The organism is Streptomyces sp. NPDC045678 (genome assembly GCF_056432085.1).
The window spans coordinates 345,093-359,944 of sequence record NZ_JBWKJS010000006.1 but is presented as its reverse complement, the minus strand read 5'-3'; the positions used below and the strand labels follow the sequence as shown (position 1 = coordinate 359,944).

General features: G+C 72.1%; 15 protein-coding genes. 7 read left to right on the top strand and 8 right to left on the bottom strand.

Translation table 11 applies throughout. The features are described 5' to 3' along the window. Positions 1-34 precede the first annotated feature (34 nt). The 3 genes from AC07DO_RS22715 to AC07DO_RS22705 form a co-directional block, all read right to left on the bottom strand. The gene (locus AC07DO_RS22715; RefSeq protein ID WP_362328461.1) at positions 35-127 is read right to left on the bottom strand and encodes an Ms4533A family Cys-rich leader peptide; all 93 of its coding nucleotides are present in this window, start codon (positions 125-127) and stop codon (positions 35-37) included. 78 nt (positions 128-205) lie between these two features. After that, the gene (locus AC07DO_RS22710) at positions 206-1,573 is read right to left on the bottom strand and encodes a DUF3152 domain-containing protein (RefSeq protein WP_479062073.1); all 1,368 of its coding nucleotides are present in this window, start codon (positions 1,571-1,573) and stop codon (positions 206-208) included. Between the two features lie 8 nt (positions 1,574-1,581). Next, on the bottom strand, positions 1,582-2,583 hold the full coding sequence (locus tag AC07DO_RS22705; protein ID WP_479062072.1) for an alpha/beta fold hydrolase: 1,002 nt from the start codon (positions 2,581-2,583) through the stop codon (positions 1,582-1,584). A gap of 233 nt (positions 2,584-2,816) precedes the next feature. On the opposite strand from AC07DO_RS22705, the gene AC07DO_RS22700 reads away from it, so the two are divergent. From AC07DO_RS22700 to AC07DO_RS22685, 4 genes are all read left to right on the top strand, one after another. Next, positions 2,817-3,035, top strand: coding sequence for a hypothetical protein (locus tag AC07DO_RS22700; RefSeq protein ID WP_479062071.1), 219 nt, complete (start codon positions 2,817-2,819; stop codon positions 3,033-3,035). A gap of 167 nt (positions 3,036-3,202) precedes the next feature. After that, complete coding sequence (locus AC07DO_RS22695; protein ID WP_268773320.1) at positions 3,203-3,844, top strand: TetR/AcrR family transcriptional regulator; 642 nt, start codon at positions 3,203-3,205, stop codon at positions 3,842-3,844. A gap of 140 nt (positions 3,845-3,984) precedes the next feature. After that, positions 3,985-4,212 (top strand): DUF3107 domain-containing protein, encoded by a 228-nt coding sequence (locus AC07DO_RS22690; RefSeq protein ID WP_362999486.1) that lies wholly within the window; start codon positions 3,985-3,987, stop codon positions 4,210-4,212. A gap of 176 nt (positions 4,213-4,388) precedes the next feature. Next, entirely contained in the window at positions 4,389-4,658 is a 270-nt protein-coding gene (locus tag AC07DO_RS22685; RefSeq protein ID WP_479062070.1) for a hypothetical protein, read from the top strand. 285 nt (positions 4,659-4,943) lie between these two features. On the opposite strand, the gene AC07DO_RS22680 is transcribed toward AC07DO_RS22685, so the two are convergent. Next, a complete protein-coding gene (locus AC07DO_RS22680) occupies positions 4,944-5,690 on the bottom strand; it encodes a ferritin-like fold-containing protein (protein WP_479062069.1) in 747 nt (248 codons plus the stop codon). A gap of 355 nt (positions 5,691-6,045) precedes the next feature. Here AC07DO_RS22680 and AC07DO_RS22675 point away from each other — a divergent pair, with 355 nt between their 5' ends. Together AC07DO_RS22675 and AC07DO_RS22670 are read left to right on the top strand one after the other, a co-directional pair. After that, positions 6,046-8,691 (top strand): DEAD/DEAH box helicase, encoded by a 2,646-nt coding sequence (locus tag AC07DO_RS22675; protein ID WP_479062480.1) that lies wholly within the window; start codon positions 6,046-6,048, stop codon positions 8,689-8,691. A 131-nt stretch (positions 8,692-8,822) separates the two neighbouring features. After that, complete coding sequence (locus tag AC07DO_RS22670; RefSeq protein ID WP_479062068.1) at positions 8,823-9,752, top strand: alpha/beta fold hydrolase; 930 nt, start codon at positions 8,823-8,825, stop codon at positions 9,750-9,752. Between the two features lie 61 nt (positions 9,753-9,813). On the opposite strand, the gene AC07DO_RS22665 is transcribed toward AC07DO_RS22670, so the two are convergent. Then, positions 9,814-10,722: an NYN domain-containing protein gene (locus AC07DO_RS22665; RefSeq protein WP_479062067.1), complete on the bottom strand. Its 909-nt coding sequence runs from the start codon at positions 10,720-10,722 to the stop codon at positions 9,814-9,816. Between the two features lie 184 nt (positions 10,723-10,906). Here AC07DO_RS22665 and AC07DO_RS22660 point away from each other — a divergent pair, with 184 nt between their 5' ends. Further along, the gene (locus AC07DO_RS22660; RefSeq protein ID WP_165283191.1) at positions 10,907-11,059 is read left to right on the top strand and encodes a hypothetical protein; all 153 of its coding nucleotides are present in this window, start codon (positions 10,907-10,909) and stop codon (positions 11,057-11,059) included. Between the two features lie 92 nt (positions 11,060-11,151). Here the strand turns inward: AC07DO_RS22660 and AC07DO_RS22655 are convergent, their stop codons facing one another. The 3 genes from AC07DO_RS22655 to AC07DO_RS22645 are packed head-to-tail and all read right to left on the bottom strand — an operon-like array spanning position 11,152 to position 14,820. After that, complete coding sequence (locus AC07DO_RS22655; RefSeq protein ID WP_479062066.1) at positions 11,152-12,342, bottom strand: cytochrome P450 family protein; 1,191 nt, start codon at positions 12,340-12,342, stop codon at positions 11,152-11,154. Positions 12,343-12,386: 44 nt separating this feature from the next. Next, positions 12,387-13,625: a cytochrome P450 gene (locus AC07DO_RS22650; RefSeq protein ID WP_479062065.1), complete on the bottom strand. Its 1,239-nt coding sequence runs from the start codon at positions 13,623-13,625 to the stop codon at positions 12,387-12,389. After that, positions 13,618-14,820 (bottom strand): cytochrome P450 family protein, encoded by a 1,203-nt coding sequence (locus tag AC07DO_RS22645; protein ID WP_479062064.1) that lies wholly within the window; start codon positions 14,818-14,820, stop codon positions 13,618-13,620. Before AC07DO_RS22645 ends, AC07DO_RS22650 begins: the two co-directional genes overlap by 8 nt. Positions 14,821-14,852 lie beyond the last annotated feature (32 nt).

Sequence of the window (14,852 nt, the reverse complement as noted above, 5' to 3'; positions counted from 1 at the left end):
GCCGGAGAAAGCGACGCACTCGCCGGGGCGGGCGTCAGCAACAGTGGATGTCGGCCACGCAGAGCGCGGTCACGCCGAACAGCGCCAGCTCAATGGCGGCGCTCGTAGGGGCGTGACGGTTCGACATGCGGAGAAATATGAACGAACTTCCGACAAATGTCAAAGCGGAACGGACGGCGCGGGGCGGCAGGGGTGACTCCCCGACTCAACTCTTCGGAAAGGCCCAGGGGTTGGCCTTGCACTTGATTCCGTCGTGTTCCAGGAACTTCGTCTGCTGCTGCATGACGGGCGCGAGGTCCCCGCTCTTCGAGCAGTCCGTGTGGTTGAAGCCGAGCCGGTGGCCGACCTCGTGGTTGATCAGCATCTGCCGGTAGGGGTGGATGGCATTGCCGAACTTCTTCTTGACCTCGTCGCCGTAGGTGGGCGCGCCCTGGGCCCATCGATAAGCGTTGATCATTACGCGGTCCGTCGCGGCGGAATCGCACGACACGTTGTCCTGGGTCGTGTCGAGACCGGATTTCGCGCACCAGTCGCCGGTCGTTCCCGGGCTGGCGAGCGTAATGACGAAATCGGGCTTGCCCGACGATATGCGCTCGAAGGTGCGGGCGCCCTTGTGGGCCCAACTGCGGTCGTCGTTCAGGGTCTTCTGCACGGCCTGCGCGAAGAGTTTCCCGTCCAGACCGAGTCCCTTCTCCACGTCGACGCGGTAGCGGAACTTCTGTCCCCTGCCGGGCGCCCTGTCGAAGCCGGCTATCGCGTCGAAGTCGCCGGACGCCTTGAGCTTCGCGTCCAGCGGGTACGTCTTCTTCATCTTCTCGTCGTACGTCGCCGGGGTCTCCTTCCGCACCTCGGCGGGGGTGGGGCGGCGGTCGGAACGGGACGCGGGGTCCTCCGTGTCGCGCGCGCCGCCCGGGGCCGCGCGGGGCCGCGGGTCCGAGCCCTCGGCCCCGCCGGCCATCTGGCCCGCGACGACCACGGCGATCACAGTGGTCACGGCGGCGGCCACGACGACGGTCATGGTGCAGTTGCGGCCGCGCTTCCTGCCGCCGCCGTCCTCACCGTCCGCGAGGTCACCGTCTCCGTCGGGCTCCGTGTCCCATTGGGTGACGGAGGCGTACGGGTCGCGGGGGGCCTGCGGCCGCACGCCCGGCCTCCGGCCCTCGGGGAAGGCGGCGACGTAATCCTGGCGGGGGCCGGGGACGGTGCCGGACCCGGAGCCGGTCACGATGCGGGGGCCGGGGCCCGTGGCGCGGGGGCCGGGGCCGGTTCCTGTGGCGTCACCCCTGGTGTCTCCCCAGGCGCCGCCGGGCTCCCGCTGCTCGGGGTGCCCGCCGCGGACGTGCGGGACGCCGTGGGGCGGGGTGGGCCGGGGCACGCCGTGGGCGGGCGTCCCGTCCGCCGGTGTGCCCTCCGCCGACGTGCCCTCCGCCGACGTGCCGTCCGCCGCGCTGCCCCGCCTGCGCCGCCCCGTGCCGGGCTCCGGCTGCCGGCCCACGCTCCGCGACAGCGGTGTGCCCGAGGTGCCGGTGTTGTCGGTCGTGTCTGCCGGGCTCCGGCGGCTGTGACGTCCCACGCGCCGCCTCAGCTCCCCGAACCCACGCGTGCGGCACCCTGGCCCACGGCATCCGACTCACCTGTGTCGACGAGCAGTTCACGGAATCCGGTGGCCACCGTCTCGGGGTACTCCATCATCGCGACGTGTCCCGCGTCGGGCAGCGTGAGCAGCCGCGAGTCGCGGAACGCGGCGGCCGCCCTGCGCGCCATGCGGAAGGAGACGAGCAGATCGCGCCCGCCGTAGACGAGGAGCGTCGGCGCGAGCACCCGCTCGGCCTGCCGCCACAGTCCGTGCTGGCCGCCCAGCGTGTACGCGTTCACGATGCCGCGCGCCGAGCGGGCCATCGCGTCCCAGAAGTAGGGGAGCTGGAGCCTGCGCTCCATCTCGTGGACCGCCGCGGTGAATCCTTCCGGCGTGACCTTGCCCGGGTCGCCGTAACAGAGCCCCATGACGCCGCGCACCCGCTGCTCGGCCGTCCACTCCCTGGTGAGCCGCGTGAAGAGGGTGGCGACGCCCGGCACCGCGAGGAGTCCGGTCGGCACCGCCGTGCGCTGCACGCGCAGCTCGGGCAGGGCGGGCGAGACCAGGGTGAGCGTCCGGACCAGGTCCGGGCGGACCGCGGCGACGCGCGTCGCGATGGCGCCGCCGAGCGAGTTCCCGAAGAGGTGGACGGGGCCGCGGTCACGCGCGTCGAGGTAGCGGATGACGGCGCGGGCGTGCCCCGTGACGGAGTAGTCCCCGTCGTCCGGTGGCGGGGAGTCCCCGAATCCCGGCAGGTCGAGCGCCTCGCAGTCGACGACGTCCTCGAGGCGCGGCATCAGGGCCGACCAGTTCTGCGAGGAGCCGCCGAGCCCGTGCACGAAGAGCGCGGGCGGCAGTCCGGGGCCGGTCGACGGCCGTGAACGCACGGTCAACGACAGTCCTGGCAGTGCCACGGAGTCGAGCCGCTCGCCGTCCGCGACCGCCACGACACCCGGCTTGGGAGCGACGGTGGAGGCCAGCAGGCCGGGCAGCTCGGTCGAAGACATGCGGCAATGTTACGAGACGATCACGCGGTAGTTCACGTGTTCGCCGTCACAGGTTGTGCACGAATCGCGTAGCGCCCCATGCGTGTCTCTTCTACGCTCGAAGCAGCTTGTGGAGACTTGTGGAGATCGTCATGAAGGGCGATGAATTGAGGGACTACGGGGCACTCGCACCACACTGAGTACGAGGCCACCGTCAGGGGGCCACCGAGTACCGCGAGGGAAGCGAGCCACACATGAGTGTCGACCCGACCGATCCCGACACCTTCGAGACGGAGAACACCGCAGGCGAGGCCGATGTCGAGGCCCCGGAGGCGGACGCGGCGGAACAGCACACGGACCTCACCCCCAGCCGGGACGACTCCCTCCAGGAGGCCGACCCGAGCGCGGCGAACGAGGCCGACCTGGCCGAGCAGGCCCGCGTCATCAGCCTGGACGAGGACGACTACCGCTGAGGCCTCGTCGCGGGCTGCCCGTGTTTGCCCTGCTACGCACCGTTGAACAGCCCGTCGACGGTGGTCCAGTCCATGAAATTCTGCGCTCGTACCGCACACATCGCTGTTACCGAAAAGTACGATGGCGGCGCGGCGCTCACCGCACATCGGACGATTTGGGAGGCGGCGTGACAGCCATCGAGCAGACAGAGGCGGCACGCCCGCGGGGCACACGCCTGCCGCGCCGTGCCCGACGCAACCAGCTCCTCGGGGCCGCGCAGGAAGTTTTCGTCGCGCAGGGGTACCACGCGGCGGCGATGGACGACATCGCCGAGCGCGCGGGCGTCAGCAAGCCCGTGCTCTACCAGCACTTCCCGGGCAAGCTCGACCTCTACCTCGCCCTGCTCGACCAGCACTGCGAGTCGCTGCTGCAGTCGGTGCGCACGGCGCTGGCGTCCACCACGGACAACAAGCTCCGCGTCGCCGCGACGATGGACGCCTACTTCGCGTACGTGGAGGACGAGGGCGGCGCGTTCCGTCTGGTCTTCGAGTCGGACCTGACCAACGAGGCGGCCGTGCGGGAGCGCGTGGACCGCGTCACTCTGCAGTGCGCCGAGGCGATCTGCGAGGTCATCGCCGAGGACACCGGCCTGCCCCGCGACGAGGCGATGCTCCTCGCCGTCGGCCTCGGCGGGTACTCGCAGGTCGTCGCCCGGTACTGGCTGGCGAGCTCCAGCACGGTCCCGCGCGAGAAGGCGGTCCAGCTGATCACGTCGCTCGCCTGGCGCGGCATCGCGGGCTTCCCGCTGCACGGCGCCGAGGGCCACTGACCCCTTCGCGCTTCTGTTCCCGTTCCGTGTTCGCTACCGGCGTGCACGGCCGCGGCCGTCCCCGTCCCCTCACCGGGCTAATGTGTGCTGGGTACGGCGCGGACGGCCGCGCACAGACTGACCGTCGGAGGGACATAGCCGTGGAGGTCAAGATCGGCGTGCAGTACGCGCCCCGCGAGATCGTGCTGGAGAGCGGCCAGAGCGCCGAGGAAGTCGAGCACGCGGTGTCCGAGGCGCTGACCGGCAAGTCGCCGCTGCTGAGCCTCGTGGACGACCACGGCCGCAAGGTCCTGGTTCCGGCCGACCGCCTCGCGTACGTGGAGCTCGGCGAGCCCACCACGCGCAAGGTGGGCTTCAGCGCCCTGTAGGACGCTCTTGGTGGATCTTGATGGAACGGCCCGGTGGTTGGCTCAACCACCGGGCCGTTCTTGTGCGTTGTACGAGGGTGTGGCGACGCGACCCGATCTTGGAGGGTTGCGTTCCGGCCGCCGGGGGTAGACCGGCTACGACCGATTTGCACCGGCCGCAAGGGAGGGCACACACCGTGATTCTGGAAGCACTCGGCTCCATGCTGCTCGGCCTGGCCCTGGCCTGGGCCGCCGCGCACCGCTACGGGCACCGGCTGCCCGCGCGCGCTCTGGTCCTGTCGACGGGCCCCGCGGGCGCCCTCATCGGCGCCTTCATCACACACATGGCACTCGGCCCCGGCCACGCCCCCGCGACGCTCGTGGGAGCGGTGGCCGTCTCCGTGGCCCTGCTGTCCCTCCTGCTCCGCCCCACCCGCACCAGACTGCACCGCTCGGCGACGGCGTAGCTCCCTCAACCGGGGGGGGCGGGATTTATCCGCGGGTCCGCTGTGGCTGGTCGCGCAGTTCCCCGCGCCCCCAAAATCCCCGCACCACCCCGACGCCCCCTCAGGGGCAACCACTCAGGAGCGCGGGAAACTGCGGGACGAGCCCCGGCGGGACTTTTCAGGGGCGCGGGGAACTGCGCGACCAGCCACAGGCGGCCCGCAGCCTGCCGCCGACCCCGGCGGGATCTTTCAGGGGCGCGGGGAACTGCGCGACCAGCCCCCACGCGCCCGCACCCGAGAGACGACCTACGCCGCCAGGCCCAGCGCGGCCATCCGCTTCGTGTGGGCCTCGGTGATCCGGGAGAACATGCGTCCGACCTCCGCGAGGTCGAACCCGTCGGCGACACCCCCGACCAGCATGGTCGACAGCGCGTCACGGTCGGCGACCACCCGCTGCGACTGCGACAGCGCCTCACCCATCAGGCGCCGCGCCCACAGCGCGAGCCGCCCGCCGACCCGGGGGTCCGCCTCGATCGCGGCGCGCACCTTCTCCACGGCGAAGCTCGCGTGCCCCGTGTCGTCGAGGACGCCGAGCACCAGCGCACGCGTGTCGCCGTCGAGACGCGCCGCGACCTCGCGGTAGAAGTCACTGGCGATCGAATCGCCGACGTACGCCTTGACCAGGCCCTCCAGCCAGTCGGAGGGAGCGGTCTGCCGGTGGAAGCCGTCGAGCGCGGCGACGAACGGCTCCATCGCCTCCGTCGGCTCCACGCCGATCGCCGAGAGCCGGTCCCTGAGCTGCTCGAAGTGGTGAAACTCGGCCGACGCCATCTTCGCCAGCTCCGCCTTGTCGCCGAGCGTCGGCGCGAGCTTCGCGTCCTCCGCGAGCCGCTCGAACGCGGCGAGCTCCCCGTAGGCGAGCGCGCCGAGGAGGTCCACGACAGCGGCGCGGTACTGCGGCTCGGTGGCGGCTTTCGCCCAGTCCTGGGCGGCGATTCCGGTGAGCTCGGGGGCGGATTCTGCAGGGGTGTCGGGGGTCTCCATGAAGCGCACAATAGCCCGCTTGCCGGACGGCGTAAGGCCCTGGTCAGTGACTGTGACGACGACCATGTGACGAATTCGCCGGACACACATGCGAGATTACGCGGTACAGTGGTAATGCGCCTGCCGAATATTCGACGGGCCGTATGAATGAGGATGCCCGGTCGGTGGCCCGATCGGCTCCGACCCGACAGCCCTCCGGGCGGTACGCACAGGTGCGTGCGGCACGAGGAGGGAACCTCAGCGGTAAGAGCGCTCGAGCGCCGGCAGTGGTCCCGCGCCCCCGGCCCGCCCACCAAGCGGCCGGCGGTAGTGGCACGGTCACGACCCCCAGCGTTCGCCTCACGCCGCGTCTCACAGAAGAGGCATAGCCCTGACTACGACTTTCCGAGAGCTCGGGATCCTTCCCGAGACGGCCGAGGCCCTCGAAGCCGTCGGCATCATCAATCCCTTTCCCATCCAGGAGCTGACGCTCCCCGTCGCCCTCTCGGGTACGGACGTCATCGGCCAGGCGAAGACCGGCACCGGCAAGACGCTCGGCTTTGGCCTCCCGATCCTGGAGCGCGTGACCGTCCCCGCCGACGTCGAGGCGGGCCGCGCCGAGCCCGAGCAGCTGACCGAGGCCCCGCAGGCCCTCGTGGTGGTTCCCACCCGCGAGCTGTGCCAGCAGGTGACGAACGACCTCCTGACCGCCGGCAAGGCACGCAACGTCCGTGTCCTCGCCATATACGGCGGCCGGGCCTACGAGCCGCAGGTCGAGGCCCTCAAGAAGGGCGTCGACGTGATCGTCGGCACCCCGGGCCGCCTGCTGGACCTCGCCGGTCAGCGCAAGGTCGATCTCAAGCACGTCAAGTGCCTGGTCCTCGACGAGGCCGACGAGATGCTCGACCTGGGCTTCCTGCCCGACGTCGAGAAGATCATCAACATGCTTCCCGCGAAGCGCCAGACGATGCTGTTCTCGGCGACCATGCCGGGCGCGGTCATCGGCCTGGCCCGTCGGTACATGTCGCAGCCCACGCACATCCGCGCCACCGCGCCGGACGACGAGGGCCAGACCGTCGCGAACACGAAGCAGTACGTGTACCGCGCGCACAACATGGACAAGCCCGAGATGGTCTCGCGCATCCTGCAGGCCGAGGGCCGCGGACTCGCGATGATCTTCTGCCGTACGAAGCGGACGGCCGCCGACATCGCCGAGCAGCTGGAGCGCAGGGGCTTCGCCTCGGGCGCCGTGCACGGTGACCTCGGGCAGGGCGCGCGCGAGCAGGCCCTGCGCGCGTTCCGCAACGGCAAGGTGGACGTGCTCGTCTGCACGGACGTCGCCGCGCGCGGCATCGACGTCGGTGGCGTCACGCACGTCATCAACTACCAGTCCCCCGAGGACGAGAAGACGTACCTGCACCGCATCGGCCGCACCGGCCGCGCGGGCGCCAAGGGCATCGCGATCACGCTGGTCGACTGGGACGACATCCCGCGCTGGCAGCTGATCAACAAGGCGCTGGACCTGGGCTTCAACGACCCGGTCGAGACGTACTCCAGCTCCCCGCACCTGTACGAGGAGCTGAGCATCCCGGCAGGCACGAAGGGTGTTCTGCCGCGCGGCGAGCGGACCCGTGCGGGTCTGGGCGCGGAAGAGGTCGAGGACCTCGGCGAGACCGGTGGCCGCGGCCGCGGTGGCCGCTCCGGCGGTCGTACGCAGGACCGCGACCGGGACCGTGACCGCGGTCGGGACCGCGGCCGTGACAGGGACCGGGACCGTGACCGGGACCGTGACAGGGACCGGGACCGTTCGGGCCCGGCGGCCGCCGAGGGCGAGCGTCCCGCGCGTACGCCGCGGCGTCGTCGCCGTACCCGTGGCGGCAGCCCGCTAGAGGCCACCGCGTCGGCTCAGGCCGCTCCGGCGGCCGAGGCGAGCGCTCCGGTCGCCGAGGTGAGCTCCCCGGTGGCCGAGGCGACCGAGCCGCGTACACCGCGTCGTCGTCGGCGCACGCGTTCCGGTGCGGCGTCCGAGGTGGCTCCGGCCGGGACCGCGACCGCCGTCGTGACGGAGGCGCCCGCGCCTGCCGCCGCCGAGGTCGCCACCGTCCCCGCCGCCGCCGAGGCGGAGGCTCCGGTTACGAAGCCGCGCCGCCGGACCCGCAAGGCGGCGGAGAAGGTCGTCGAGGCAGCCGCGCCCGAGTCCACCACGGAGGCCCCGGCCGAGGACAAGCCCAAGCGCCGCACCCGCAAGGCCGCGGAGAAGGCACCGGAAGCTGCCGCCCCCGAGGCCACGGCCGAGGACAAGCCGAAGCGCCGCACCCGCAAGACCGCGGAGAAGCCCGCCGAGACAGCCGCGCCCGAGGCCACCACGGAGGCCCCGGCCGAGGACAAGCCCAAGCGTCGCACCCGCAAGGCCGCGGAGAAGGCACCGGAGGCTGTCGCCCCCGAGGTCACCGCGACCGACGCCGAAGCCGAAAAGCCCAAGCGCCGCACCCGCAAGACCACGGCCAAGGCACCCGAGGCTGCCGCCCCCGAGGCCACCGCGACCGACGCCGAAGCCGAAAAGCCCAAGCGCCGCACCCGCAAGACCACGGCCAAGGCACCCGAGGCTGCCGCCCCCGAGGCCACGGCCGAGGACAAGCCGAAGCGCCGCACCCGCAAGACCGCGGAGAAGGTCGTCGAGGCAGCCGCACCCGAGGCCACCACGGAAGCCCCGGCCGAGGACAAGCCCAAGCGCCGCACCCGCAAGACCGCGGAGAAGGCACCGGAGGCTGCCGCCCCCGAGGTCACCGCGACCGACGCCGAAGCCGAGAAGCCGAAGCGCCGCACCCGCAAGACCGCCGCCAAGGCCACGGAGGCAGCCGCCCCCGAGGCCGGGATCCCCGCCCAGGCGACGGAGGAGCCCAAGCCCCGTCGTCGTACGCGCAAGGCCGCTGCCGCCCCGGCGGAGACGGTCGAGGCCGAGGCGACCGCCCCGGCGCCGCGCCGTCGCACGCGCAAGAAGGCGGAAGCCGTGGAGACGTCGGAGGGCTGACCTTCCGGTCCCCTCCGGTCCGGTCCTCCACCGGCCGCCCGCCTCGCAGAAGGCCCGCCCCCACCCGGGGCGGGCCTTCTCGCGTCGGGCACGGCACACAGCTGTGCACGGCACGCGTTAGCCTCGGGGCCATGAGCAGGCCGCCCACCTTCGTACCGCCCCCCTGCGCGAGCGCGCGGACCCTCCGCACCACGCGGGGTGACTTCGCCGTTCTCGACGCCGTTCCGGCGGAACGTGTCCGGCGCCGGGGGACCGTGCTCCTGCTTCCCGGGTTCACCGGCAGCAAGGAGGACTTCATCGCCCTCCTGGAGCCGCTGACCGCCGCGGGCTACCGCGCGGTGACCGTGGACGGGCGCGGACAGTACGAGACGCCGGGTTCGGACGACGTGGCGGCGTACGCCCAGGAGGAGCTGGCCCGCGACGTGCTGGCGCAGGCCGCCGCCCTGACCGGGGACGGGGACGGGCGCGGGGATGGGGGCGGGGGCGGGCACGAGGGCGCCCTCGGCCGACTTCATCTCCTCGGTCACTCCCTCGGCGGCCAGATCGCCCGCGCCGCCGTCCTGCTCGACCCCGGCCCCTTCGCCACCCTCACCCTGATGTCGTCGGGCCCCGCCGCGATCGACCCCCTCCAGCGGACGCGCGCCAAGATGCTGGCGGACGCCCTCGCGACACTGTCCATGGACGAGGTGTGGCAGGCGATGCGGGCCATGGAGCCGCCGCCCCCGCAGGAGGCGGAGACGGGCGCGGAGGTCGACGGGGCGGCGGACGACAGCGAGACCCTGCGCGCACGGTGGCTGCGGCACAGCCCGGCCCAGCTCATCGCCACCGGCAGGCAGCTCTCCACGGAGCCGGACCGCGTGGCCGAGCTCGCCGCGCTGCCGCTGCCCAAGCACGTGATCTCGGGCGAGCGCGACGACACCTGGCCCGTGCCGCTCCTGGACGACATGGCCCGCCGTCTGGACGCCCACCGCACGGTGATCCACGGCGCCGAGCACTCCCCCAACACCGACCGCCCCGCGGAGACGGCCGCGGCCCTGGTCGGCTTCTGGGGCGAGAACTGAGCGACAAGAACTGAGCGACGAGAACTGAGCGTCGAGAACGGGGCCGGATGATCCCGGAGGGTCAGTACTGCGCCTGCAAGTGCTCCCAGAACCCGTCCCGCAGCGCCCTGCGCAGGTCCGACTGGCCGCGCAACGAGTACTGGAGCAGCCGCTCCGCCTCGACCAGGAGGTCCTGGTCCACGGACCCGGGCAGATAGGGATGTCCCGGCAGGAGCCCCACCAGGGCTTCGCGGCCCCGCGCCCCGAGCCACTTCGCGGCGATCTGCGCGCCGACGAAGCGGACGTCGTCGCGGGAGGGGCGGTGGGCCGCCGCGGCCGTCTCGTACGTCGTGACGGCGCGCCGCGCCACGTACGGCTTGAAGAAGTCCAGGTCGAACGTGCGCTGGCTGTCGACCTCCCAGAGCAGTGCCTCCGCCTGGTTGCGTCCGTCGGCGGCCTCGATGCCCCACAGGTGCACCCGCGCGCCGTACCCCTGCGCCGCCTCGACGGCCGAGACGAGGTCCTCGTCGCCGCCGATGAGCGCCGCGTCGCTGATGGCGCGGTGCCTGGCGAGTGACTCCAGGTCGCTGCGGATCAGGGAGTCGACGCCCTTCTGCTGGTTGTTGGCGTTGAGGTTGCCGAGTCTGACCTTGACGTCGGGGAGCTCGGCGATCGACTGCTGCTCGGTGGTGTGGATGCGGCGCCTGGCACCGTCGTACCAGTAGACGCGCAGCAGCCGGCTGTCCGCGAAGATCGTGCGCGCCTTGTCGATGAGCGCCTCGATGAGGCCCTCCGCGTCGAGGTCGAAGGCGCGCCGGTCCTCGGTCCCGGCGGCGAGGCGGCCCGCGGCGGCGTACAGGTACCCGGCGTCCACGAAGATCGCGTGCGTGGACGGTGTCCTCGCCACCTCGGCGAGGACACGCTCCAGCAGGCTGTTGGCGCGCTCCAGCTGGGCGCTGATGTCGACTGCACTGGGGTCGGCGTCGTTCATATCGGTCCCAGTCTCCCGCTGGTCACGCAGCGAACACAACTGCTCTCGCTACTCGCAGGTAATTAGGTTACCGAAAAATTTCTTTAGCGTAGGGAATGTTTGCAGGGGGCAACTCGTTGACACCATCAGACACACCACAGCAGTTCTCCTTGCAGGAGGATGACCAGACGAAGGGAGAAGCCCTATGCGCTTCGAAATCATGCGACTCGACGATGTCGACGGCTCGGCCGTGGACAGCACCGTCGTGGACGCCGCCTCCGTCAATCGGATCGTGCAGCAGGCCGCAGCGATCGGCCAGCGCATCTACATCCGCCCGGCCGACACCACGGCCTCGTAACGCAGACGTCGAAGGGCCCCCGGCACGGATCCCGTGCCGGGGGCCCTTCGTATGTGCGGGCGTTCGCGACCGTGTCGCGCGGTGCGGTGCGGTCAGCCGAAGGTGACCGGCAGCTGGTGCAGTCCGCGCAGCATCAGGCTGGGGCGCCAGCTGAGGGTCTCGGGATCGGTGTCGAGCGCGAGGCCGGGGCAGCGCTCCAGGAGCGTACGGAACGCGATCGCGCCCTGCATACGGGCCAGCGGCGCGCCCAGGCAGTGGTGGATGCCGTAGCCGAACGCCATGTGGCCGCGGGCGTCCCTGCGGATGTCGAAGCGGTCGGGCTCGGCGAACTTCCTGGGGTCACGGGAGGCGGCGGCCAGCACCACGGCCACCGACTCGCCGCTGTCGACGCGCACCCCGCCGATCTCCACCGGCTCCTTGGTGTAGCGGAACGCGGTGGTCTCCACCGCTCCCTCGTAGCGGAGCATCTCCTCGACCGCGTTCTCCAGGAGCGACCAGTCGGCGCGCAGGGCCGCCAGCTGGTCGGGGTGGCGCAGCAGGGCGAGCGTGCCGCTGGAGAGCAGGTTGGCCGCCGTCTCGTAACCGGCGACCAGGAGCAGGAAGGCCATGCCGAGCATCTCCTCCGGGGAGAGCCGGTCGTCGTCCGTGCTCAGGCCGCCGGCCAGCGCGCTCAGCAGGTCCGCTCCCGGATCCTGCCGCTTGGCGGCGACGAGTTCTGCGAGGTAGCCGGTCATCGCCTGCGCGGCGGCGCCGGCCTCCTCGGGCCGGGTGAAGTCGGTGCTCGCCAGATACCAGTCGTGGAACATCTTGCGGTCCCCCGCCGGCACCCCGAGCAGTTCGCAGATCACCGCGAGGGGCAGCGGCAGCGCGAACGCCTCCAGCAGGTCCGCCCTGCCGAGCGGCAGCATGGCGTCCACCAGCTCGTCGGCGATCTGCTGGATCCGGGGCCGCAGCTCCGCTATCCGCCGGGGCGTGAAGTCCTTGGCGACGAGCTTGCGCAGCCGGGTGTGCTGCGGCGGGTCCGTCTGGACCATGTTCAGGCCGATGGAGTTGCCTCCGTCGTCCTGCCATCCGGCCGAGTGCCGGATGTCGTTGGACAGGCGCGGGTCGGCCAGGGTGAGGCGCGCCGCCTCGTGGCCCACGACGAGCCAGAACTCACCCGACGCGGCGGTCCGCACCCGGTGCACGGGGCCCTGGGCGCGCATCCGCTCGTAGACCGGGTACGGATTGTCGACGAAGTCCTGGCCGAGACCGGTCAGATCCTCGAAGTCTGTCACTGCCACGGTGTTTCCTCACATGAGTACGGGACGGGCCGGAAGGGGCGGGGTCAGCCCGTGGTCCAGGTGACCGGGAGGGCCAGCAGCCCGTTGATGACAAGGCCGCCCGGAAGGTGCTGCGGCGCGAAGCCGGGCGCGAGTTCCAGGTCCGGCAGGGCGTCGGCCAGCGTCTCCAACGCCACCCGGCCCTCGAGACGCGCCAGGCCCGCCCCGAGGCAGGAGTGGGGGCCGTGGCCGAACGCGAAGTGCCGCGGCGGGCCCGTACGGTCGAGGCGGAAGGTCTCCGGGTCCTCGGCCGACTCCGGAGCGCGGCCCACCGCCGCGACCATCGCGTGCACCTTCGCGCCGGCCGGGACGGCCACCCCGGCCAGCGTCACGTCCTCGGTGACCGTGCGGGACGCGCTCTGCACCGAGGTGGTGAACCGGAGACCCTCCTCCACGGCAGCGGAGATCAACTCCCGGTCGGCGACGAGCGTCTCCCACCGCCTGCGGTCCCGCAGCAGCTGGTGGACGGTGTTCGCGACGAGGTGGGTCGTCGTCTCGTGACCGGAGGCCAGCAGGACGAGGACCGCGAGGACGGCGTCGTCGACGGTGCACACCGGGTCGCTCTGCGCGGCCGCGTCGGCGAACACGGAGAGCAGGTCGTCGGCCGGCTGCCGCCGCCGGTCCGCCAGCAGGGCCCGGACGTACGCCTCGTACTCCAGCAGGCTCTTCGCGCACCGCAGTTGGTCCTCCGGTGGCAGCGGGAGCACCTGCATGAGCAGCCAGTCGCCCAGCCATCCCTTGACGGTGGCCCGGTCCCCGGACGGGATGCCGATGATGTCGCAGAGCACGGTCAGCGGCAGCGGGTGCGCGAACCCGGCGAGCAGGTCGACGCCGCCCGCGTCCTTGAAGCCGTCCACCAGCGCGCGGGCCGTGGCCCGTACGGCGGGCTCGTGGCGGCGCAGGGCGTCCGGCGAGAACTGCCCGTCGACGAGCGCGCGGAACCTGCCGTGCTCGGCGGGGTCGGTGTTGAACGACGGGACCCGGTAGAAGACCGAGTCGGCGAGCAGCTCGCCGCACGCGTCGGTGAACCCGTACGCGCCATGGGTGTTGGTGCGGCTGGTGAACCGCGCGGTGTCCGTCAGGACGGCGGCCACCTCGTCGCGCCCCGTGACGATCCACGGCCCTTCCGCCGACATGGGGCAGACGGGGGCGCTCTCCCGGGCGACGCGGTAGGCCTCGTACGGGCTCGCCATGTAGGCGGGGTCCATGAGGTCGAACAGCTTGGCCGGGTCGGTGTCAGTCACTGGCGTTCCTTCCGTAGCGCACCGGCAGGTGGAGGAGTCCGCGCATGAGGCTGGGGCGCCAGGCCAGCGTGTCGGGGTCCGTGTCCAGGGCCAGGTCGGGGCAGCGCTCGAGCAGGGCGCGCAGCGCGACGGTGGCCTCCAGGCGGGCGAGCGGCGCTCCGAGGCAGTGGTGGACTCCGTGGCTGAAGCCGAGGTGGCCGCGCGCGTCGCGCCGGATGTCGAAGCGGTCGGGCTCGGGGAAGCGTTCGGGGTCCCGGTTGGCCGCCGCGAGGAGGACGAGGACGGGGTCCCCGGCCGGGATCACCGAGCCCGCGATGTCCACGTCCTCGGCGGCGAAGCGGTGCGCCGTGGAGTGCGAGGGGCCGTCGTAGCGGAGCATCTCCTCGACGGCGCCGTCGATCAGCGCGGGGTCGGATCTCAGTGCGGCGAGCTGCTCCGGATCGCGCAGCAGCGCGCACGTGCCGTTCGCGATGAGGTTGACGGTGGTCTCGTGCCCGGCGACGAGCAGCAGGAACGCCATGCCGAGCATCTCGTCCGCCGAGAGGCTGTCGCCGTCCTCGTCCATGGTGCGCACCAGCGCGCAGAGCAGGTCGTCGCCGGACGAGCGGCGCTTGCCCTCGATGAGCGCGGCCAGGTAGGCGGTCATCTCCTGGACCGCGGCACCGGCGGCTTCGGGGCTGCTGGGGAAGACGAGCTCCCCCGACCAGCGCTGGAACTGCTCCCGGTCCGCGGCGGGCACGCCGAGGAGTTCGCAGATGACGGCCATCGGCAGCGGCATCGCGAACGCCTCGACGAGGTCGGTCCTGCCCAGCGGCAGCATGGCGTCGAGCAGTTCGTCGGCGATCTGCTGGATGCGCGGGCGCAGCGCCTCGATGCGGCGGGCGGTGAACTCCCTGGCCACGAGCCGTCGCAGCCGGGTGTGGTGCGGCGGGTCGGTCTGGAGCATGTTCAGGCCGATGGCGTTGCCGCCGTCGTCCTGCCAGGAGGACGAGTGGCGGATGTCGTTGCGCAGGCGGGGGTCGGTCAGGGCGGCGCGGGCCTCCGCGTGCCCGACGATCAGCCAGATGTCGCCGGCGTCGTACGTGGGCACGCGGTGCACCGGTCCCTGCTCGCGCAGGTGGGTGTAGATCGCGTAGGGGTCCGACGCGAAGTCCGCGCCGGGCGGGGCCACCTTTTCGAAGGCGGGCATGGTCATGAGGACGTTTCCTGTCATCTGGTCGCTGAGGG